A 21,943-nucleotide genomic window follows, 5' to 3' on the forward strand; every position below is an offset into this window, starting at 1 on the left:
TTTGGATTATCAATGATCAAAGACTTACAAAGGCTATTTCATCAATAGAAGTAGCTATTCAGGTGGATTTTGAAGAAAATATTTGTATTTTTAAAAAGAACATCTTATAATGACTTAATAGGAAAGCTTTAATTGACAAGGTTTATAGGGATATTTTTGTGTTTTTGGACAGGACAAATGTTTTTGGGGAAAAGGAGTGTTGGAAATGGAACGAATTATGATTACGGGTGCTTTAGGACAAATAGGGTCAGAACTTGTTGGCAAAATGCGCAGCATATATGGCAATGATAATGTCTTAGCAACAGATATACGTCAAACTGCCGATCAATCAGGACCTTTTGAAATTTTGGATGTAACAGATGCACAGAGAATGTACGATTTAGCAAAAGATTTCGGTGCAGACACGATGGTTCATATGGCGGCTCTATTATCAGCGACTGCTGAAGAAAAACCATTACTTGCTTGGAACTTGAACATGGGGGGGCTTGTAAATGCACTTGAAGCCTCTCGCAAGCTAGGTATGCAATTTTTTACGCCTAGTTCTATCGGAGCGTTCGGTCCTTCAACACCTAAGAAAGATACGCCACAAGATACGTTACAGCGTCCAACAACAATGTACGGTGTTAATAAAGTAGCTGGTGAATTGCTCTGCGATTATTATCACACGAAATTTGGTGTCGATACACGCGGTGTTCGTTTCCCCGGGCTCATTTCGAACGTAGCACAACCGGGCGGCGGCACAACTGATTATGCAGTCGATATTTATTACCAAGCAATTGAAAAAGCAAGCTACACTTCATATATTGCAGAAGGAACAGCTATGGACATGATGTATATGCCTGACGCGCTGCAAGCGATTGTCGACTTAATGGAAGCAGATTCAGATCAGTTAATTCACCGTAACGCATTTAACGTAACAGCAATGAGTTTCACGCCTGAAGAAATTGCAGCGTCTATCCAAAAGCACATTCCCGACTTTAAAATGTCTTACGCAGTTGATCCGGTGAGACAGGAAATTGCAGATAGCTGGCCAGACAATATCGATGCATCGGCTGCGAAAGCCGAATGGGGCTTTAAAACGTCATATGACTTAGATGCAATGACTGTCGATATGTTAGAAAAGCTAAAAAAAAAGCTTCAACTAGTTTAAGACAATAAAAAATGCCATCCGCAATTTGCGGATGGCATTTTGTGTAGATTAGAACAACAAGTGCGCAACGCCTACAACAATCGGCAAAGCGATAATTGTACGAAGCAAGAAGATGATGATCAGGTCCAGGATGTTGACAGGGATTTTAGATCCAAGTAACAATCCACCAACTTCGGACATGTAAATCAATTGTGTGACGGACATGGTAGCGACGACAAAACGTGTCATTTCAGACTCGATGTCTGCACCAAGAATAGCAGGTAAGAACATATCAGCAAAGCCAACAACCATTAATTGAGCGGCTTCAGCTGCTTCTGGAACACCGAGCAATCGCAGGTAGGGTTCAAACGGTGTACCAAGAATGCTGAATACAGGTGTATACTCGGCTAAAATCAATGCAATTGTACCAAATGCCATTACAACTGGTGCAACACCAATCCACATATCTAGTACGTTTTTAAAACCATCCTCAAAAAACTTTTTAACTGAACGATTTCCTTCAGCTTTTGTCAAAGCATTTTCAATTCCGTGAGAAGTGACATTATAGCCTTGTGGAACATCTTCAGATTGAGAATCTTGAGGTGACCCGTCCATGAACGTAGTCGATTTGTTTGTCAGTGGATAAAGGCGTGGCATGATCAATGCCAAAATAACACCTGCTAAGATAACAGTAGCGTAGTACGGAAGGAAATAGGTGCCGAGGCCGATTTCCTGTATGACTACAATAGCAAAAGTAATCGAAACAACGGAGAACGTGGTTCCGATAATCGCTGCTTCACGCTGCGTATATCTGTTTGCCTCATATTGCTTGCTTGTCAATAAAACACCAATGGTACCATCTCCAACCCATGACGCCAAAGCATCAATAGATGAGCGACCTGGCAAGCGGAAAAGTGGACGCATGATTTTTACCATTATCGTACCGAAAAATTCCAATAAGCCAAAGTTCATCAAGAGGGGAAGAAACAATCCAGCAAAAAGAAAAATAGTGAAAAGGAAAGACAGTAAACCATCTCCAGATAAAAGAAGTCCGCCGGTATTTTCATTCCAGATAGGTTCAGGACCAACTTGGAACAACACCATAACCGCAAAAACCGCGCCGAGAATCCGAACAATCGTCCAAAATAGATTGACATTAAAGAGCTTGTCGATAAATGAAACATAGTCAGTTTCATTAACTTTTTTAGTGATAAAGAACAATGAACCGAGAGCGGCTACGATTAAAATGCCCATCATAATCCACGGTACGATGGATTCGATCGCTCCAGCCATAAGGTTAGCAAGAACTGCTATAGTTACCATCCAGCCATCTTCAGTTGGAATTGGCACTAAAAACAGGAGGATTCCGAGTAAAGAAGGAATCAAAAACAATAACCATGTTGAAGTAGAAAACTTTTTCACAAATAATTCCCCTTTTCTCCGTGCATGAATACACATAATAATAACTGATTATACAACGCTTTCCCCTATGTAAACGCTTTTATAACCAATGTTTATATTATCTGAAAATGCCTTAAAAAAACACCCCCCAACTGAGAAAAAGTTGAAGGGTGTTTTTTAGAAGGATTTTTCGAAATCTTCGTGCCAGCGATAATGATAAAAACGTTCTTTGGTTAACCAGTTTTCTGTAGCAGTATCACCTTGCTGAAGCTTATGTTCCATTTCTTCCAGCATCCAAGCTGTTTGTGAAATATGAGCTTTCATGGAATTCATTTTTTGCTCACGGACTTCACGGATGTCAAAAACGACATCAGGTTGGCCGAGCATCTCCACCGTGTTATTTGCAAAAGCTACGCCGTGAAGTGTTGGCCGATCTTTCATTCGGCGGACAGCACGAACAACAGCGCGTGCTGTTGCCTCATGATCTGGATGGACCGCAAAGTCCGGGTAAAAGGTGATGATTTTTGAAGGATTGAGTTCTTCAATCAAATCCGTCATCATCTTAACCATTTTCTCATCATCTTCAAACTCAATGGTTTTATCACGCAAGCCCATCATTCGAAGATCGGTTAATCCCATTGCGTCTGCAGAAGCTTGAAGCTCTTTTTTGCGGACTACAGGGAGCGATTCTCTCGTAGCAAAGGGCGGATTGCCTAAGTTGCGTCCCATTTCGCCAAGTGTTAGGCAAGCGTATGTAACAGGGGTGCCTTGTTGAATATGTGTCGTGATCGTTCCGGAAACACCAAATGCTTCGTCATCCGGGTGAGGGAAGACGACCAGCACATGACGTTCGTGTGGAATTGTCATTATGTGTCCCTCCTTTAATAACTAAACGGTGTTTCGCTAATTTCAAGCGCAACCGCTAGTTTTCCGTCTCCGGCGTGTCCGGCAAGCAACAGCCGACCCTCTTCGTCTAATTCGTAATGCGTAATGCCTTGTGCGTAGACCCAGCCATGCGGTAATTTTAGTCCAACACGGTGTGGACTGTCACCAACCACTTTTCCAAGTTCGTAATTGATCACAACGTTCCGGATAAATGCACCGGCGTTGAAAAAACTTTCGTTAAAATGTGAGGCATAAGAGCCGTTGGTTGTTTCCAAATGAAGGTAAACATCTTTACCGGCAAAAGCATCCAGCTGGACTTGTAATTTTTTTACTTCAACTAATTCCATGATGTTCCTCCTATAAAATCGGTATTCTTTCAGTATAAGGAATTATGTATGAGAATGCGATTAGGTTGCTTTGTAAAGCTAAGATTGTCCTGAGAATTCGCCCGCAGATAGGAGGCTAACAACCGCACTTCATTTCAACAGCAACAAAATTGGACCGCAAAAAAAGCGCGCCGAAGAAAATCCGGCACGCGTTTGTTCTTGCTTATAATTCAGTCACAATGACTTCAGGTTTTGTGAATTTCGAAGCGGCACCGTGCATAACTGGACCAACGTATTCGTTCAGCTTCCAGCCGTGCTGAATTGCTGTTGCGACAAAAAATTTCGCATTTAGAACAGCGTCTTTAACAGATTGCCCGTTTGCTAAGTTCGCGGTAATCGCAGCAGCGAACGTACAACCTGCGCCGTGGTTATAAGTGGTATCTGTTTTTTCAGATGTCAGTAAATAATGTGTTTTGCCATCAAACAATAAGTCTGCTGCTTTTTCATGCTGGAGCTGTTTGCCGCCTTTGATGACCACAAATTCTGCGCCGTGTGCGTGAATTTTTTCAGCGGCCGCTTGCATGTCTTCAACAGTTTTCAACACGCCCATTCCGGATAAATTTCCTGCTTCTACCAAGTTGGGTGTCACGACTTTGGCGTTTGGCAATAAATACTTTATCATGGCATCCACATTTTCAGGGAACAACACTTCGTTTTCCCCTTTGCAAGCCATAACGGGATCAATGACAACGTCTTTGATTCCAGAGTCTGCAATGGCTTTGCCGGCCATTTCAATGATGTCTACAGTTGGGAGCATACCAGTCTTCAAAGCGTCAACCCCTGTAGAAAACGCTGTTTTCAACTGGGCGTCTAGTGTATCTAATGCGATCGGATGAATCCCATGACTCCAGCCATTCTCAGGATCCATTGTGACGATGACCGTTAATGCGTTCATGCCATAAGTTCCGTGTTCTTGGAATGTTTTAAGGTCTGCTTGTATGCCTGCACCGCCAGAAGTATCTGATCCAGCAATGGTTAAGGTTTTTTTGAGTGTCATTAGGTTAGCTCCTCTAAATTGGATTGTCTTTGCCACTATTTTAACAAAATTTCGAGTGTTTACAACGAATTACGCTTATTCGGGACAAGCAGTAAAACGGTAGTTGCAACGCAAATAAGCAAAAAGGCAGTCGCAAAAATGCCCATTAAAACAAAGCCGCTTTTGAAAAGACCAATCGTAATAAGTAATGTTAGAATAGAAACAACAGCAATAATTACACCTAAACAGCCTAGTCCAGCGCGCTTTGCGCTTTCAGGAGCTGTTGTGCCTTTCGTTTTTGAAACACTCGTAATCTTTTCGCGCCAATCGGCCATCGTAATCGCTCCTTTGGACAATCGTACCATGAAGCTGGATAAATAGAACATAAGAAAGTAGGGGATATTTTGGCTAAAGATCCACGGATGACTGAAATCGAACGGTTGTTAGAAGAAATGAAAGAGCAAGGGGATACGAAAGAATCTGGCTTCTGGAAATATGCCAAACTGATGATGAGTGTTTTTCGCAATTCTTTTTTAGTGCTCATTGTGGTTTTACTATTACTTTTAGTGGCCTTGCCCCTTGGAGCTTTTTGGATGATTAAAGGCAGCACCTTCACAGAAAGTAAAGGCGCTTTTTTAGAACAGATTCAGGACTTGAATGAACTGTCCACAGCGGAAGCTTTTTCGAAAGTGATTATCGAACGCGAGGACAATTCATTATTTGGTCAGGAGATTGGCCTCGATTTGCCTGGTACAAAACGGCAATTATTGGTTGTTATTCCAGGGTCAGTACGAGCTGGAATTGATTTTTCCAAAGTATCTGAAGACGATATAGTACTCGATGAAGATGCTCAAACAGCGACATTAACATTGCCCCCAGCAGAATTTCTAGGAGGACCGGAATTGTTCATGGATCAAGTAGAAGTTTATTCGTATGAAGGGCTGTTTCGCAGCGGGGCTGACATTTCTGAAGCTTACGAACTGGCAGAAGAAGCTAAAAAGTTGATGCTTCAAGAAACCGAAGGCCAAGGTGTGTTACAGACGGCCGAAGATAATGCTGCGCGTTCTGTTCAAGAGATGTTCGGCTTGGTCAATTATGATGTTACAGTCGAGTTCGAGGAGTGATGGAGTTGAAAAAACAAATTTTTCACAACGATTGGCAGCAGGTCATCGGTAAAGAATTCGACAAACCGTATTATTTGGAGCTGCGTGCGTTTTTGAAAGAAGAATACGCTGAGCAAACGATTTATCCTGCAATGGAAAATATTTGGTCGGCCTTTGAACATACTGCCTATCGCGATGTAAAAGTCGTTATTCTCGGACAAGATCCATATCATGGTCCCAACCAAGCACATGGACTTAGTTTTTCTGTTTTACCCGGAGTAGCGCATCCGCCAAGCTTACGGAATTTGCTGAAAGAATTAAAAGAAGATATTGGTTGCGAAAAACCAAAAGATGGCACTTTAACGAAATGGGCCGACCAGGGCATTTTAATGATGAACAGCGTATTGACAGTAAGAGCAGGAGAAGCACATTCGCATCGCAACAAAGGCTGGGAGACGTTTACGGACAGCGTGATTGGTAAATTGTCCGAGCGCGAAGAGCCAATTGTTTTTATATTATGGGGCAAACCTGCCCAAATGAAAAAACGACTGATTGACCTCGATAAACATGATGTGCTTGAAGCGCCTCATCCAAGTCCGCTCAGCGCCCATCGTGGATTTTTTGGCAGTCGGCCTTATTCAAAAGTGAACAGTCTGTTACAAAGCCGCGGACAACAGCCTATTGATTTTTGTTTGGACTGAACTGTAGCAGGTGGACGTGTTAAACTGGAATTAAATCAAAACGGAGAGGGGCTGTATCATGGCCATCGATACGACGCGTATTTTAAATGAAATCGACAAGCATACGACGCGTGCTCGGGATGGCGATTCTTCAAAGTTTCGCGACTCAGTCGTAGCCATTCGTGCATTATGCGATTTGTTGTTAGAAGACGAGCAACCGATGAGCGACATTCAAACCCCACGTGCCGTGCCGCTTTCTTCCCCTCAGCCGCAAACGCAGACAGTATCTGCCGTCAACAAGCTGAAAGAAGAAGACGCAAACGGCGATTCGCTGTTTGAATTTTAAATGGAAAGAGGAAGTTAACTATGAAGTTTTTCTTAATTGCTGGAGCGGTTAACGCTCTTTTATCTGTAGCGTTCGGCGCATTTGGCGCACACCTTTTAGAAGGTCGTGTTGCAGACAAGTATTTGGATACATGGCAAACTGCCGTACAGTATCAAATGTTTCACTCGATTGGCTTGATCGTTGTCGCAATCTTGATGAGTTCAACGCTACTCGGATCACTCAGTTCATTAAGTTGGGCCGGTTATTTAATGCTTGCCGGAATTGTTATTTTCTCAGGTAGCTTATACGTATTAAGTTTGACGGGAATCGGCGTTCTTGGCGCTATTACGCCAATCGGAGGCATTGCGTTTATCGCCGCTTGGATCATGGTCATTATCGCTGCAGCTAAAGCATTATAATGACGTTGAAAAGGGCAATTCGCTTCGCGCGAATTGCCCTTTTTTTGAGTCGTTTTGCCGTTTGGACAGTAAAGTATATGATTCGGACAGTATTCGATGGAATTCGGACAGTATTTGTCGCGAAACGGACAGTATTTTGTTCCATTCGGACAGTATATCCAAATAATTGGAATAAATTCATAAAAGTTTGCTGGAAATCTCTTCACGAGGTGCGGTCACAAAAATTCAAATAGAAAAAGTCGCCTAAAGGGCGACTTTTCAATATAGATCAATTAAACTTCTAACATTTTAGTTGTGCGTTCGGCATCTAGGCGTGTGCCTACATAGAATGAACCAAATTCTGCGTAACGCGCGCTGACTTCGTCAAAACGCATTTCGTAGATCAACTTTTTGAATTGAAGAACGTCGTCTGCAAACAAAGTAACGCCCCATTCGTAGTCATCAAAGCCGACAGATCCAGAAATGATCTGTTTGACTTTACCAGCATAGCTACGGCCGATTTTACCATGAGATAGCATTAATTCTTTACGTGTATCCATTGGGAGCATGTACCAGTTATCATCACCGTCGCGACGCTTGTCCATTGGATAGAAGCAAATATACTGCGAACGTTGAAGTTCTGGGTATAGACGAGAACGGATATGTGGATTTTGGTAAGGATCTTCATCTGATTTTCCGGCAAGGTAGTTAGAAAGCTCAACAACTGAAACGTATGAGTACGTAGGAACTGTATAAGCAATCAATGTCAATTTGTTGTATTCTGTTTCAAGTTCGTTTAATTCGTCCATCGTTTCACGTAACATCATTAACATCAAGTCAGCTTTTTGGCCAACAATTGAATACAAGGCATGTGCGCCGGTTTTATTTTCATCAGCTTGGTTGATTTTGTCCATGAATGCTTGGAATTCGTCGATCGCGAATTGGCGTTCTTCGTCCGTTAGCATTTTCCACGAAACCCAGTCCATTGAGCGGAAATCATGGAGAACGTACCAGCCGTCTAATGTAATTGCAGCTTCATTCATTACTCAAACACTCCTTTTAATGTAAATCTCTCATCAATCAGTTTATCACACTGGCCATACAACTTCCTTTAAAACAAATGGCTGTCACTAATTTGACATGACGTCCATGGGTTTTCAGTGCTTGCTGAAAAGAGTAAACTAGAGACATGGAATTGCAGAAAGAGGAGAAAAAAATATGCCGTTATTTTTTGAAGAAACAGCTTGGCGTTTTTGGGATCAATCGTTAAGCGCGAAAAGTCGCTCTGCGCTTGAATCATTTGCAGCAGACGACACATTATGCGAGTTGGTGGGGGCGGGAAAGAGCACGCCAACCGTTCGAACATGGGTGCACGACGATACGGTAGTGTTAGGAATCCAAGATCATCGTTTGCCGCATATTGAAAAAGGCATGGATGTATTAAAAGACCATGGCTTTACGCCGATTGTACGGAATTCAGGAGGACTGGCAGTTGTGCTGGATGCCGGCGTTTTAAACATCTCGCTCGTGCTATCGGAAAAAGACAACGCCATCGATATCTCAGCGGGTTACGACTTGATGCTCGATTTGGTGCGTGAATTATTCCCTGAAGCGGATATTGACGCCTACGAAATCGTGGGATCGTATTGTCCAGGCTCTTACGATCTCAGCATTGGGGGTCGGAAATTCGCGGGCATTTCACAGCGCCGAATTCGTCGCGGCATCGCTGTTCAAGTTTATTTATGTATTGAAGGTAGTGGCGCACAGCGTGCAGAGGTCATTCGTGACTTTTACAAAGCGGGACTCCAAGGCGAAGAAACAAAGTTTGCCTATCCTGAAATAAAACCAGAAACAATGGCATCGCTTAGTGAACTATTGGCAAGACAAATTACTGTCCAAGAAGTTGTTGTAGATTTACATGCTTTGATGGGGTCACCAGTACCGATGGCGCTACAGCCTGATGAAACAGAGTTATACGGATTTTATTTAGATCGTGTAGTTGAGCGGAACCGAAAAATGCTAGAACGTCCTCTTGAATAGCATTGTGGCACTGGTGTAGAATAGCTGTTACATGAAAAAACGGAGGTGCGCGGGTGAGTTACGCAACACAAAAATTAGCCGAAGAAAAAGTCTTTAAAGATCCAGTTCATCGATATGTCCACGTGCGCGACCAAGTGATTTGGGACTTGATCAATTCGCGCGAAGTTCAGCGTTTGCGCAGGATCAAGCAATTGGGCACTTCATATTTAGTCTTTCACGGGGCGGAACATAGCCGGTTCAACCATTCGCTTGGCGTTTATGAAATCGTCCGCAGGATTTCGGATGATATTTTTCACGGTCGTCCAGAATGGGATGAAAATGAACGGTTAGTAGTGTTGTGCGCAGCGCTTCTTCACGACTTGGGACACGGTCCGTTTTCGCATTCATTTGAAAAAGTTTTCTCTGTCGATCACGAAGAATTTACACGGAAAATCCTGCTTGGAAATACTGAGGTTAACGAAATTCTTCAGAACGTATCACCAGAGTTTCCGACGAAAGTGGCAGAAGTTATCGCTAAAACGTATTCAAATAAACAGGTTGTGTCGTTGATTTCTAGTCAAATCGACGCGGATCGCATGGATTATCTTCAGCGCGATGCTTATTATACGGGGGTTTCGTACGGTCATTTTGATATGGAGCGAATTCTACGGGTGATGCGCCCACTAGGTGATCAAGTGGTGATCAAATCGAGTGGGATGCATGCAGTTGAGGATTACATCATGAGCCGCTACCAAATGTATTGGCAAGTGTATTTCCATCCAGTTGCGCGCAGTGCAGAAGTGATTTTACGGAAAATCCTTCAACGGGCGAAAGAATTGAGTGGAAATGGCTATAAATTCGAACAACCTCCAACTCATTTCTTATCATTTTTTGACCGCAGTTTTACGTTGAAAGACTATTTGGCGCTAGATGAAGGCGTCTTAATGACTTATTTTCAATTATGGATGACCGAACGTGATCCGATTCTTTCGGACTTGTGCGACCGATTTGTCAACAGGCGTTTGTTTCAATATGTCGATTTTGATCCAGCCAAGAATTACAAGAAGCTGGGCGAGTTGACCGAATTGTTTCGTTCTGCCGGCATAGACCCAGAGTATTATTTGATTGATGATTCAACTTCTGACTTGCCTTATGATTTTTATCGCCCGGGTGAAGAAGAGGAACGTTTGCCAATTCATTTGTTAATGCCAAATGGTGATATTAAAGAATTATCACGCTTGTCACAAATTGTGGATGCGATTTCAGGTAAACGCAGAACGGATTATAAATTGTATTTTCCAGCTGAACTGTTGATCGACGGCAAAAAGACAGCCATCAAGCAGCAGATTTTGGAAATGCTTCGAGAAGGAGGGGTCTAGTTGCTCCAAGAACACGCAAAAATTGTGGATTTTATTGCCACTGCAGAAGGTGTAACCGGTCGCAAGAAATTGCAGAAAATGATTTACATCATGAAGAAGCTGGACATTCCGTTTCAGGAAAAATACGAGTTTCATATTTATGGACCGTATTCAGAGGAATTGACTGCTCGTGTAGAGGAGTTATGCGACATGGGATTTTTATCAGAGGCATTGGAGGATAAAGGTTCTTATGTTCAATATAAATATACGGTAACAGAAGAAGGTCAGGAGTTTCGCAAGGTTTTGGGCACCTCTATTTTAGAAAACCCAGCGACTGCTGAAAAACTGAACGCCAAAAGTGGCCGTTTTTTAGAGTTAACCGCAACACTCTTGTATTTCGATAATTTACCTCATCAGGAACAAATTGACAAGCTACACATCGTCAAAGGAAAACTTAACTTTACAGTAGAAGAGATAGAAGATTCTTTTGCCTTTATTGCGGAATTGAGTTCATAACAAGCAGCAAACGAAAAAACTCCCGTAACGGGAGTTTTTTGGCTATTTTATGGGAAATGTCTAATCTAGCTTTTATCGGAGCTGACCAGGCACTTTCACTTTTCTATTGATCCAGCTGCAAGTGCCTAGCTCCTCGGGACATAAGTCAACCCAACTGTGTGGCAGAGAGCGCCACACTGCTGGTCCGTCTTATGCCTGTCGGAGCTGACCAGGCACTTTCACTTTTCTATTGATCCAGCTGCAAGTGCCTAGCTCCTCGGGACATAAGCCAACCCAACTGTGTGGCAAAGAGCGCCACACTGCTGGTCCGTCTTATGCCTGTCGGAGCTGACCAGGCACTTTCACTTTTCTATGGTCCAGTTGCAAGTGCCTAGCTCCTCGGGACATAAGCCAACCCAACTGTGTGGCAGAGAGCACCACACTGCTGGTCCGTCTTATGCCTATCGGAGCTGACCAGGCACTTTCACTTTTCTATTGATCCAGCTGCAAGTGCCTAGCTCCTCGGGACATAAGCCAACCCAACTGTGTGGCAGAGAGCACCACACTGCTGGTCCGTCTTATGCCTGTCGGAGCTGAACAGGCACTTTCACTTTTCTATGGTCCAGTTGCAAGTGCCTAGCTCCTCGGGTCATAAGCCACGCTAGCTGTGCGGCTGAAAACACGCCGCTTCGCCAGCGCGTCTTATGCTTGTCGAAGCTGAACGGCCATTTCCGCTTTTCGAGTTGTCCAGTTCCAGCAGCCAGATTCTCGGGTTATAAGCCACGCTAGCTGTGCGGCTGAAAACACGCCGCTTCGCCAGCGCGTCTTATGCCCGTCGAATCTACACGGCTGCTTTCACTTTTCTTTATTGATCGCTAAAGAGTTTGCCTTTTGTGCCGTAATCTGTTTTTTTCATGTCTTCGATAAAGACGGTTACGTTTTCGATTGGTGCGCCTGTCGTTTCAGAAACGGCTTCGGATACCTTTTCAACAAGTGCGCGTTTCTGGTCTTCTGTGCGACCTTCGAGCATTTTTACAGTAACGTATGGCATAATGAATACAGCTCCTTTTCTTAAGAATACTATCATCATAGCAGAACGGAGGATTCAGACAATGGCGAATGAAGAAAAACCAAAACAAAAAGTAGGATTTACCATTATAAAAAATGATCCAACGGACGGCCATAAAGGTTATGGCATTGGATCTCTATCTTTGGAGAATGTTTCTCCCTTATTTATTGACGTAGAAGAGCAAGAAGCGTTTATTGATATCGGTGCCATGCATGCCCGCAGTGAAGTAGAGCGCGGCATTAAATTTACAACTAACCGAGAAGATTCGGCAGGTGGCAAAGATTATTGGCTTGTGTGGATCACCATCGATTTTAATCCGGTAGGCCCTTATTACGCCGGAGTTGCAGCGTGTGAAATGGTCGTCAATCGTGAAAAACGAAGAGGCTACAAAATTTTAGCAGATCACGTGAACCGCATGGACAAATCAATGAAACGCAAAATTCTTGTGGACCAAATGGATGAGCCATCAAAACGCGTACTGGCCGACTATTTAGCATCGCATAATGCAGAAATGTGGAACAATAGCACAGAACAACTTCATCAAGATTTGGGTCGCTAATAAATAAATGTTTTTGTCTAATAAAAAAATGCTTTATTGAACAGATTGTGACATTTAAAATTGCGTCTACCGTACGGTTGAAGTTGTTTATAAAAGGCAGTACACTAGAACTACAGCTTTTCAATAGAAAGCTAGGACACCTGATAGCGAGCAAGTGCCGTGAGCCATTGCGATAAAACCCAAGCCCAATGCCTCATGTCTCTTTCTCCGCACCATCAGGATTTAAAAAGGTTTTCTGTGCAGGGAAAAAGTTCCCTGCACAGAAAACCTTTTTATTTTTAGTGTAGTGCAGCTTTGAGCGGGTAAAGAGGAGTATGAAATAAATATTGCACTTTTTTGGAAAACACTTATACTTTTTTAAGTGGATTTTATTCAGAATGAAAAGGAGTTTGGTTATAGATGGCAGGATTTTGGTATACAGAAAAGCAAACAGAAAACTTTGGGATTACGATGAAAATCAATAAAACCCTTCATACAGAACAAACAGATTTTCAATATCTTGAAATGGCAGAAACAGCGGAATGGGGCAATATGCTATTTTTAGACGGCATGGTCATGACTTCTGAAAAAGACGAATTTGTTTATCACGAAATGGTTGCACACGTTCCCTTGTTTACACACCCGAACCCAGAAAACGTATTAGTCGTTGGCGGTGGTGATGGCGGCGTAATTCGTGAAATTTTAAAGCACCCGTCTGTTAAAAAAGCGACACTTGTCGACATTGATGGAAAAGTAATCGAGTACTCGAAAAAATTCTTGCCTAGCATTGCGTCAGGCTTAGAAGATTCACGCGTAGAAGTGATCGTTGGAGACGGATTTATGCACATTGCAGAATCAGACAACGAATTTGACGTCATCATGGTAGATTCAACAGAGCCTGTTGGACCCGCTGTAAACTTGTTCTCTAAAGGTTTTTATGCAGGAATTTCAAAAGCCTTAAAAGAAGACGGAATTTTTGTTGCCCAATCAGACAACCCATGGTTTAAAGCAGATTTGATCAAACAAGTGCAAAGTGATGTAAAAGAAATTTTCCCAATCACTAGTCTGTATTTGGCGAATATCCCAACGTACCCGAGCGGTTTATGGGCATTCACGATTGGTTCGAAAAAGTACAACCCACTAGAAGTACCAGCAGAACGTTTCCATGAAATCGACACGAAATACTACACGCCAGAGTTACACAACGCTGCGTTTGTATTACCGAAATTCGTGAAAGATTTGACAGGAGAATAACACATGAGATTTGACGAAACGTATTCAGGAAAAGTATTCATTAAAAGCCACCCGAATTACGAAGAATCAAAAGCCGTTCTCTACGGCATGCCGATGGACTGGACAGTTAGTTACCGTCCGGGATCTCGTTTTGGTCCGAACAAAATTCGCGAAGTTTCAATTGGACTAGAAGAATATAGCCCGTACCTTGATCGTGAGCTAGGAGACGTTAAGTTTTTTGATGCAGGCGACATTCCGTTACCATTCGGTAATCCGGAAAAAAGCTTAGTGGAAATCGAAACGTATGTACACACTCTTTTAGCGGACGAAAAAATTCCAATGGGCATGGGCGGCGAGCATTTGGTGTCATTGCCCGTAATGAAAGCAGTCGCTAGCAAATACGATGATCTGGCAATTATTCACTTTGATGCGCACACAGACCTTCGCGAAAACTACGAAGGTGAAGAATATTCGCATTCGACACCGATACGCAAAATCGCAGATCATATCGGACCGAAGAACGTCTATTCATTTGGTATTCGTTCAGGGATGAAAGAAGAATTTGACTGGGCCAAAGAAAACGGCATGCACCTTTCGAAATTTGAAGTGCTCGAGCCGTTAAAAGAAGTTTTGCCAACGCTTGAAGGGCGCAATGTGTACGTCACGATTGATATGGACGTACTAGACCCTGCACACGCACCAGGAACCGGAACAGTTGACGCAGGCGGTATCACGTCTCGCGAATTACTAGCTTCTATCCATGCAATCGCAGCATCAGGTGTCAATGTCGTCGGTTTTGACCTTGTAGAACTAGCACCCGTGTACGATCATTCCGACCAAACAGCGAACACAGCAAGCAAATTAATGCGCGAAATGATTTTAGGTTGGGTGAAATAAGAAAAGCGCAAGCGGCCGTGTAGATTCGACGGGCGTAAGACGCGCTAGCGAAGCGGCGTTTTTTCAGCCGCACAGCTAGAGTGACTTATGACCCTAGAATCTGGCCGCTAGAGCTAGCCAAAAAGAAAAGCGAAAGCGCACATGTATCTCTGCCGGGCATAAGACGGATCGACGAAGCGGCGTTCTTTGCCGCACAGTCGAGACGGCTTATGACCCAAAGAGCTGTACGCTAGAGCTAGCCAATAAGAAAAGCGCAAGCGGCTGTTCAGTCCCGACAGGCTTAAGACAGAACACGCAGGAAATCTTGATTTCCGCAGTGGGCTGACTTAAGACCCCGAGGGACTAGCCGCTAGAGCTAGCCAATAAGAAAAGCGCAAGCGGCTGTGTAGATTCGACGGGCGTAAGACGCGCTAGCGAAGCGGCGTTTTTCCAGCCAATTAAATAGACCGTCAAACCCGTCTGGAATGTTTCTAGACGGGTTTTCTTATGGTGGCAAGAGCCTAAATTAGAAAACTTCTCTTGAAAACGGTAAAATGAAAAAAAGAATCCAGTAGAAGAGGTGCGTAGCATGAAATTGTATAAATGGACGGGGCCACAAGCTCAAGTCGAACAAATTAAGGCAGACCAACCAAATGCGAACATGATCCAGTTACAGAATGAGAAAGAAGCTGTTGTGCTTTACGAGGCAGGAGACGGGACAACTTTACGCAACGCAGAAGCGTATGAAGTGTTAAACGCTGTGGGCCATATTGAGGACGGCGGCTACGCGGTTTTTAACAATATTCCGGTAACAGATGAAGGTCGCGATCTTTTTGAATCGCGTTTTCAAAACAGAGCTGGAATGGTAGAAAAAGAACCTGGCTTTGCAGCAATACGTGTACTGCGTCCGCTTTATTCGGATACTTATACTATTTTAACTTTATGGAAAGACGAGAAATCGTTTAAAGATTGGCAAGAGTCACAAGCATATGGTCATGCACATGCAAAACGTGGTACAAAAGAAGGGATAGACAAACGACCAAATATTTTTCCGCGACCTTCTTTTGTCACTACCTATACGAAGTAACATTAAAATAAGGCAGACGGAGAAAACGAATTGTTTTCCCGTCTGTTTTTGGTTCCAGAAATAGTGGGCGCTACGTTTATTAAAATCCAATTAGAGATATAGATGAAGAAAGCAATAAAAAAGAAAGGACAGTGACTTATGCATGAGTTTGATGAGGTATTCATCCAAATCTTGGTGTTATTGGCCATTGCGATTACAGTTGTCGGGATTGCCAGAAAAATCAAGCAACCAGACACCATTGCATTAGTTCTGGTAGGTCTTTTGCTGGGAACGACTAGCTTACCATTTCCATTCATTGACATGGCCGAAGAATTTATTACACAATCGGAAGTTTTCCAAGTGATCATCATTTCTTTGTTTTTACCTATCCTGCTTGGTGATGCTACGTTAAAGCTTCCTTTTCATCATTTATACAAACGAAGAAAGACCGTATTAGGCCTTGCTTTAGGTGGAACATTTATATCATTTGTTGTGATTGGGTTTTTAACTCATTTTTTGCTAGGTCTTCCTTTAGCAGTCGCTTTTACGTTTGCGGCATTGATGAGCGCAACCGATCCAATCAGTGTCTTATCCATCTTTAAATCTGCAGGGGTTTCAGAAAAGCTTTCCACAATTATGGAAGGCGAATCTCTTTTTAATGACGGAATTGCGATCGTCTTATTTCAAATCGCGTCTGTTTATTTACTGACTTATATTGATATGGGCTGGGCAGGCTTAGGCAGTGGTGTGTTGCTATTTCTTCGTTTTGCTGTAGGAGGCATATTGGTGGGTGTCATTCTGGGGTACCTCTTTTCACAAGTTATTCGCTTTTATGACGATTATCCTTTTGAAATTGCCATCTCTGCATTATTATTTTTCGGGAGTTATTTTATCGCAGAGCATATACACGTGTCTGGAATCATCGCTGTAGTAGCAGGAGGGTTTGTTTTTAATGATTACGGCGGTAAAATCGGGATGTCAGAGTTAACGAAAAATGCGATTAATACATTTTGGGACGTCATCACACTTATTGCGAATTCGTTAATTTTCTTGATTGTCGGATTGGAAATTCGCAATATCGATTTTTCTGGTCAATGGTTGATCATCTTGTTGGCCATTGTGATTGTTTTAGTGGCGAGAGTTGTTGCTCTGTTTTTCAGTACAATGCCGGCTAAAGACTTAAATCGTAAAGAGCGGATTTTATTGAACTGGGGCGGGTTAAAAGGGAGTTTATCGATTGCCTTAGCATTAAGTCTCCCGGCAAGTTTCGACGGACGTGAAACGATTTTAATCCTAACGTTTGCGGTCGTCCTGTTTTCTTTAGTCATTCAAGGCTTAACCATCAAACCATTGATTAAACTATTAGGACTTCAGTCAAGATAAACCCAATCATACGAATGAAAAATAAACCGACCCTAAAATAAAGGGTCGGTTTTTGCTATAAATTTATCGAATTTCTCCATTCGCAACGTCCCGGTAAAAAGAACTGGTGCAAACAAGTAGGTGCTGTATTGAAAAAGCCGAGTGAATCGGGCTATAATGAGAAGGTTATTATTTGACGGGGAGGCGGAGAGACATGCAAAAGACAGTACAAATAAAACTGACAACGACGATCCGTCAGCCGGAAATGGAAGAACAAGTAATGGTATTGGAATCTCGAGGAACATTAACGGAGAAAAACCAGCTGCGCTATTTGCAGTATGCCGAGCAGCAAGATGACCTTGAAATTCGGACGATGGTTAAACTTCAAGAAAATGAAGCGGTGATTATGAGAAGCGGCGGCTTGCAGATGCGGCTCCCTTTTTTATTACATAAAGAACAAACCGGCAATCTGACAAATGAACAAGGATCGTTTATGTTGACGACGAAAGCGCATGAACTGTTGATCAGTGATACACGATTCAAGGTTCGATACGATATGGCATTAGGGTCAGAACATGTCGGTGAATACGAAATGGAAATACAATTTATGGAGGCTAAATAATGAATGCAGTAGAACAAGTTCAACACGCCATTAAAACAGCATTTGCGGAAGCAATCGAAAAAGCAGAGTTAACAACAGAATCAGTTGAAGTACAGTTGGAAACACCGAGAGATAAAACAAATGGCGATTATGCAACGAATATTGCGATGCAATTAACACGTTTGGCGAAAAAGCCACCTCGTGAAATTGCCGAAGCGATTGTAGCAAATCTTGATAAAGATGCAGCGAACATCCAAACAGTAGATATTGCTGGACCCGGATTTATCAACATTACAATCAAAAAAGATTATTTGCAGGACGTTGTCAAAACCGTACTAGAGCAAAAAGTAGATTACGGGCGTTCAACGGCAGGCGGCAATGAACGCATCCAAGTAGAGTTTGTTTCGGCTAATCCAACTGGAGACCTGCATTTAGGGCATGCGCGTGGCTCGTCAGTCGGCGATTCGCTATGCAACATTCTAGACTTGGCTGGATATGATGTATCTCGTGAATATTATATTAACGATGCCGGTAACCAAATTAACAATTTGGCTTTATCGATCGAAGCGCGTTATTTTGAGGCACTTGGCAAAGGCGACAGCATGCCAGAAGATGGCTACCGTGGCCAAGATATTAAAGACATCGCAGAAGCGCTGGTTCAAGAACATGGCGAAAAATTTGTCAGCATGACGCATGAAGAGCGTTTTGAAACATTCCGTCAACACGGGTTAAAAGTGGAATTGGCTAAACTGCAGCAAGATTTAGCAAACTTCCGCGTTGAGTTTGATGAATGGTACCCAGAATCATCCTTATACAAAAATGGTAAAATCGATGAAGCATTAGCTAAGCTCCGTGCAAATGGTCATGTCTTTGAAGAAGAAGGTGCTACTTGGTTCCGGTCAACAACATTTGGAGATGACAAAGATCGTGTCTTAATTAAAAATGATGGCACGTATACGTATTTAATGCCGGATATTGCCTACCATGAAGATAAATTGCAACGCGGTTTTGGCAAGCTGATCAACGTTTGGGGTGCTGACCACCACGGTTATATTCCACGGATGAAAGCGGCGATCGAAGCGCTTGGTTATGACCGTGATACACTTGAAGTGAGCATTATTCAGATGGTGCAATTGTACAAAGACGGCGAAAAAATGAAGATGAGTAAACGTACAGGAAAAGCGGTAACGATGCGCGAACTAGTCGAACTAGTTGGACTAGATGCCGTTCGTTATTTCTTCGCGATGCGTTCAGGCGATTCGCATATGGACTTTGATTTGGATTTGGCTGTTTCTCAGTCCAACGAAAACCCGGTTTATTACTCGCAATATGCGCATGCTCGTATTAGCTCAATCTTGCGTCAAGCAGAAGAACAAGGTTTACTAGCTTCAGAAGAGCATTTAAACTTGTTGACTTCTGAAAAAGAAATTGATGTGTTGAAAAAAATTGGGGATTTCCCACAAGTCATCGCAGATGCAGCGAAACAACGTGCACCTCACCGCATTACAACGTACATTCAAGAATTGGCGTCAAATTTCCATAGTTTCTACAATGCCAATAAAGTATTAGATGCAGCAAACGCCGAAATGACAAGTGCTCGTTTGGCATTGATCACGGCTGTGAAAACAACGTTAGCGAATGCACTCAAAACAGTCGGCGTTAGAGCTCCTGAAAAAATGTAAGCGAAAGCTAAACGGTTACGTGTATAATGAAACAGAATTCGAACTTTATAGCGATTCATAAAGGTGCTTATGTCTAAGAACATGAGTTAAAAGGGAAGCCGGTTCAACTCCGGCGCGGTCCCGCCACTGTATGTGAGAGGAATTTGCAATATGCCACTGAAGCAATGCTTTGGGAAGGTGCAAACACCAATGATCACAAGCCAGGAGACCTGCCTTTATGACAACACACCCATATGCCTGCGAGGAAAGGCTGGATGCGCATGCTTTTTTATGGCGTCCTTTCAATCCCTCGCAGAACTTTGCGGGGGATTTTGTTTTGTGTCAGTTTTAAGTAGTCCACAAATCAGCGTCCGCCTGCAGCGATTTTTATAACAAAAACATGACACTCTAGGGGGATTTTAATGATGAACAAGTTTTGGAAGTTTGGAGCAACAGCGGGATTAGCAGCCGTTTTACTAGCAGGATGTGGAGATGCGGCAACACCTGAAGAGGATGTCGAAACACCAGCAGAACCACCGGCAGAAGTAGCAGAAGTTGAATATCCGGTAACCATCATAGATGCAGTCGGAGATGAAATTGTTATTGAAGAAGAGCCAGAAGCTATTGTCTCGATGATTCCATCGAATACAGAAATTGCTTATGAATTAGGATTAGGCGAAAAAATGGTCGGCGTATCCGATTATGATAACTACCCAGAAGAAACAGCGGATGTTGAAAAAATTGGGGGACAAGAATTTAATGTAGAAAAAATTATTAGCCTTCAGCCAGACTTAGTGCTTGCACACGAATCGGGACTAGGTGTTGGAGATGCTGGATTGCAACAATTACGTGATGCAGGCCTTGACGTATTCGTCGTTCAAAATGCGGCTAGTTTTGAAGAAGTTTACGATTCAATTACAGAAATTGCACAAGCGACAGGAACGATGGAAGCAGCAGAAAAACTAGTTTCAGAAATGGAAGTCCAAGTGGCTGAAATCGAAGAACTGGCAGCAACAATTGAAGAACCCAAAACGGTCTTTTTAGAAGTCGGCAGCCAACCGGACATTTACACAACGGGAAGCGGCACATTCATGGATGAAATGTTGACATTGATTAATGCGGAAAACGTTGCTGGCGAATTAGAAGGATGGGTTATTATGGACCCAGAAGCAATCGTTGCAGCAAATCCGGATGTTATGATCACGACAGAAGGCGATTATGTTGAAGATGCAGTCGGTCAAATTAAAAAACGTGGCGGCTTTGCAGAAGTAACAGCTGTTAAAGAAGATGCCATCTACAGTTTAAATTCAGATATGCTCACTCGTTCAGGACCACGTTTAACTGCAGGACTAATGGAAATGGCACAGGCAGTTTATCCTGATGTTTTCAATGAGTAAACATCTAGTAGCATACAGCGTCTCTCTGCTGATTTTAGTAGGAGCCGTATTGCTCGGGGTGACCGTTGGAACGGTTTCTATTTCACCAGTTGTGCTGTGGAATCCGTCATCAGATGAAGCGGCGGCCAATATTTTATGGAATATTCGCATGCCTCGCGTAATTTTGGCAGGGCTTGTTGGAGCAGCGTTAGCGATTGCGGGTGCTGCGTTCCAAGGGCTTTTAAAAAATCCATTGGCCGATCCTTACACCCTGGGAGTGTCTTCCGGTGCCTCAGTCGGCGCTGTGACGACGCTCTTTTTTGGTATTTCGATACCGTTTTTAGGACCCTTCACCTTACCGGTTATGAGCATGATCGGAGCATTGCTGACGATGTTTGCCGTTATGAGCTTTGCAAAACTGGTGGATCGCTCGATGAAAATGGAAACCGTCATTTTAACTGGAATCATCTTTAGTTCATTTCTTGGATCAATTATTTCTTTAATGATTGCTTTAACAGGAGAAGAGTTACGGCAAATTATCGGGTGGCTGCTCGGCAGTGTGTCTATGCGTGGTTGGCCATATGTCCGAATGGCGTTGCCGTTTGTGTTAATCGGTTCTTTCATATTATGGCTAAAGCGTCGTGAATTAAATGCGATGCTGTTCGGTGAAGAACGCGCGCAGCACTTAGGCGTAGATGTCAAAAAGAGCAAAATGACGATCTTGATTGGCGGATCGGTACTAACAGGAGCCGCTGTTTCGGTTTCTGGAACGATTGGTTTTGTCGGATTGGTCGTTCCGCATATGACCCGTTTATTATGGGGATCGGATCATCGCCACGTTTTGCCTTTGTCGTTTATTAATGGAGCCGCTCTTTTGATCGTTTGTGATTTGGTATCACGAACGATTATCTCACCAACAGAATTGCCAATTGGTGTCATTACGGCGTTTATCGGCGCACCGGTATTTGCCTTTATCTTTTTCCGGCAGCGCAAAGGAGGGGTATAA

General features: G+C 43.1%; 24 protein-coding genes and 1 riboswitch. Of the genes, 17 read left to right on the forward strand and 7 right to left on the reverse strand.

What is annotated here, in order from left to right; all coding sequences use genetic code 11:
• Window positions 1-205 precede the first annotated feature (205 nt).
• Window positions 206-1,150 carry an L-threonine 3-dehydrogenase gene (locus QMF37_RS01455; protein ID WP_058384405.1) on the forward strand — a complete coding sequence of 315 codons (945 nt, stop codon included), beginning with the start codon at window positions 206-208 and terminating at the stop codon, window positions 1,148-1,150.
• A gap of 48 nt (window positions 1,151-1,198) precedes the next feature.
• Here the strand turns inward: QMF37_RS01455 and QMF37_RS01460 are convergent, their stop codons facing one another.
• The 5 genes from QMF37_RS01460 to QMF37_RS01480 all read right to left on the reverse strand — a co-directional run bounded on the left by QMF37_RS01460 (window position 1,199) and on the right by QMF37_RS01480 (window position 5,112).
• Window positions 1,199-2,551 carry a YjiH family protein gene (locus tag QMF37_RS01460; RefSeq protein ID WP_283476137.1) on the reverse strand — a complete coding sequence of 451 codons (1,353 nt, stop codon included), beginning with the start codon at window positions 2,549-2,551 and terminating at the stop codon, window positions 1,199-1,201.
• A 156-nt stretch (window positions 2,552-2,707) separates the two neighbouring features.
• Window positions 2,708-3,397, reverse strand: coding sequence for a bacillithiol biosynthesis deacetylase BshB2 (bshB2, locus tag QMF37_RS01465; protein ID WP_071153015.1), 690 nt, complete (start codon window positions 3,395-3,397; stop codon window positions 2,708-2,710).
• Window positions 3,398-3,411: 14 nt separating this feature from the next.
• Window positions 3,412-3,762, reverse strand: a complete 351-nt coding sequence (locus QMF37_RS01470; protein WP_058384408.1) for a YojF family protein — start codon at window positions 3,760-3,762, stop codon at window positions 3,412-3,414.
• Window positions 3,763-3,964: 202 nt separating this feature from the next.
• Complete coding sequence (gene pdxK / locus QMF37_RS01475) at window positions 3,965-4,798, reverse strand: pyridoxine/pyridoxal/pyridoxamine kinase (protein ID WP_071153016.1); 834 nt, start codon at window positions 4,796-4,798, stop codon at window positions 3,965-3,967.
• A 59-nt stretch (window positions 4,799-4,857) separates the two neighbouring features.
• On the reverse strand, window positions 4,858-5,112 hold the full coding sequence (locus QMF37_RS01480; RefSeq protein WP_058384410.1) for a hypothetical protein: 255 nt from the start codon (window positions 5,110-5,112) through the stop codon (window positions 4,858-4,860).
• 69 nt (window positions 5,113-5,181) lie between these two features.
• Between QMF37_RS01480 and QMF37_RS01485 the strand changes: the two genes are divergently transcribed.
• Genes QMF37_RS01485 through QMF37_RS01500 form a run of 4 tightly spaced genes read left to right on the forward strand, consistent with a single transcriptional unit; the run spans window position 5,182 to window position 7,304 of the window.
• Window positions 5,182-5,901 carry a DUF4230 domain-containing protein gene (locus QMF37_RS01485; RefSeq protein ID WP_283476142.1) on the forward strand — a complete coding sequence of 240 codons (720 nt, stop codon included), beginning with the start codon at window positions 5,182-5,184 and terminating at the stop codon, window positions 5,899-5,901.
• On the forward strand, window positions 5,901-6,581 hold the full coding sequence (locus QMF37_RS01490; protein ID WP_071153019.1) for a uracil-DNA glycosylase: 681 nt from the start codon (window positions 5,901-5,903) through the stop codon (window positions 6,579-6,581). The genes QMF37_RS01485 and QMF37_RS01490 overlap by 1 nt, the downstream gene beginning before the upstream one ends.
• Window positions 6,582-6,639: 58 nt before the next feature.
• The gene (locus QMF37_RS01495; RefSeq protein WP_071153020.1) at window positions 6,640-6,906 is read left to right on the forward strand and encodes a YwdI family protein; all 267 of its coding nucleotides are present in this window, start codon (window positions 6,640-6,642) and stop codon (window positions 6,904-6,906) included.
• Window positions 6,907-6,926: 20 nt separating this feature from the next.
• On the forward strand, window positions 6,927-7,304 hold the full coding sequence (locus QMF37_RS01500; RefSeq protein WP_071153021.1) for a DUF423 domain-containing protein: 378 nt from the start codon (window positions 6,927-6,929) through the stop codon (window positions 7,302-7,304).
• 272 nt (window positions 7,305-7,576) lie between these two features.
• Here QMF37_RS01500 and hemQ read toward each other — a convergent pair whose 3' ends face one another.
• Window positions 7,577-8,326 (reverse strand): hydrogen peroxide-dependent heme synthase, encoded by a 750-nt coding sequence (gene hemQ, locus QMF37_RS01505; protein ID WP_058384415.1) that lies wholly within the window; start codon window positions 8,324-8,326, stop codon window positions 7,577-7,579.
• A 175-nt stretch (window positions 8,327-8,501) separates the two neighbouring features.
• Between hemQ and lipL the strand changes: the two genes are divergently transcribed.
• From lipL to QMF37_RS01520, 3 genes are read left to right on the forward strand one after another with little or no spacing between them, the layout of a single operon-like run.
• Window positions 8,502-9,323, forward strand: coding sequence for an octanoyl-[GcvH]:protein N-octanoyltransferase (gene lipL, locus QMF37_RS01510; RefSeq protein ID WP_283476146.1), 822 nt, complete (start codon window positions 8,502-8,504; stop codon window positions 9,321-9,323).
• A 53-nt stretch (window positions 9,324-9,376) separates the two neighbouring features.
• Window positions 9,377-10,681, forward strand: coding sequence for an HD domain-containing protein (locus tag QMF37_RS01515; RefSeq protein ID WP_058384417.1), 1,305 nt, complete (start codon window positions 9,377-9,379; stop codon window positions 10,679-10,681).
• Window positions 10,682-11,176: a YwgA family protein gene (locus QMF37_RS01520; protein ID WP_058384418.1), complete on the forward strand. Its 495-nt coding sequence runs from the start codon at window positions 10,682-10,684 to the stop codon at window positions 11,174-11,176.
• A gap of 844 nt (window positions 11,177-12,020) precedes the next feature.
• Here the strand turns inward: QMF37_RS01520 and QMF37_RS01525 are convergent.
• Entirely contained in the window at window positions 12,021-12,206 is a 186-nt protein-coding gene (locus QMF37_RS01525; protein WP_038704761.1) for a 2-hydroxymuconate tautomerase, read from the reverse strand.
• A gap of 61 nt (window positions 12,207-12,267) precedes the next feature.
• Here QMF37_RS01525 and QMF37_RS01530 point away from each other — a divergent pair, with 61 nt between their 5' ends.
• From QMF37_RS01530 to QMF37_RS01570, 9 genes are all read left to right on the forward strand, one after another.
• On the forward strand, window positions 12,268-12,783 hold the full coding sequence (locus tag QMF37_RS01530) for a YwhD family protein (protein WP_283476151.1): 516 nt from the start codon (window positions 12,268-12,270) through the stop codon (window positions 12,781-12,783).
• A gap of 399 nt (window positions 12,784-13,182) precedes the next feature.
• On the forward strand, window positions 13,183-14,016 hold the full coding sequence (gene speE / locus QMF37_RS01535; RefSeq protein WP_283476152.1) for a spermidine synthase: 834 nt from the start codon (window positions 13,183-13,185) through the stop codon (window positions 14,014-14,016).
• 3 nt (window positions 14,017-14,019) lie between these two features.
• Window positions 14,020-14,892 (forward strand): agmatinase, encoded by an 873-nt coding sequence (gene speB, locus QMF37_RS01540; protein ID WP_078080675.1) that lies wholly within the window; start codon window positions 14,020-14,022, stop codon window positions 14,890-14,892.
• A 568-nt stretch (window positions 14,893-15,460) separates the two neighbouring features.
• Window positions 15,461-15,958 (forward strand): antibiotic biosynthesis monooxygenase family protein, encoded by a 498-nt coding sequence (locus QMF37_RS01545; RefSeq protein ID WP_283476155.1) that lies wholly within the window; start codon window positions 15,461-15,463, stop codon window positions 15,956-15,958.
• Window positions 15,959-16,096: 138 nt separating this feature from the next.
• A complete protein-coding gene (locus QMF37_RS01550; RefSeq protein ID WP_058384423.1) occupies window positions 16,097-17,320 on the forward strand; it encodes a cation:proton antiporter in 1,224 nt (407 codons plus the stop codon).
• A 193-nt stretch (window positions 17,321-17,513) separates the two neighbouring features.
• The gene (locus QMF37_RS01555) at window positions 17,514-17,921 is read left to right on the forward strand and encodes a YwiB family protein (RefSeq protein WP_058384424.1); all 408 of its coding nucleotides are present in this window, start codon (window positions 17,514-17,516) and stop codon (window positions 17,919-17,921) included.
• Window positions 17,921-19,582: an arginine--tRNA ligase gene (gene argS / locus QMF37_RS01560; RefSeq protein ID WP_283476158.1), complete on the forward strand. Its 1,662-nt coding sequence runs from the start codon at window positions 17,921-17,923 to the stop codon at window positions 19,580-19,582. Before QMF37_RS01555 ends, argS begins: the two co-directional genes overlap by 1 nt.
• Window positions 19,583-19,626: 44 nt before the next feature.
• Window positions 19,627-19,813: riboswitch (cobalamin riboswitch) on the forward strand.
• 173 nt (window positions 19,814-19,986) lie between these two features.
• Window positions 19,987-20,958: an ABC transporter substrate-binding protein gene (locus QMF37_RS01565; RefSeq protein ID WP_283476331.1), complete on the forward strand. Its 972-nt coding sequence runs from the start codon at window positions 19,987-19,989 to the stop codon at window positions 20,956-20,958.
• The gene (locus QMF37_RS01570; RefSeq protein ID WP_425439664.1) at window positions 20,942-21,943 is read left to right on the forward strand and encodes a FecCD family ABC transporter permease; all 1,002 of its coding nucleotides are present in this window, start codon (window positions 20,942-20,944) and stop codon (window positions 21,941-21,943) included. The genes QMF37_RS01565 and QMF37_RS01570 overlap by 17 nt, the downstream gene beginning before the upstream one ends.

Origin of the sequence: Planococcus sp. S3-L1 (genome assembly GCF_030063085.1) — a bacterium.
Classification (GTDB): Bacteria; Bacillota; Bacilli; order Bacillales_A; family Planococcaceae; genus Planococcus; species Planococcus kocurii.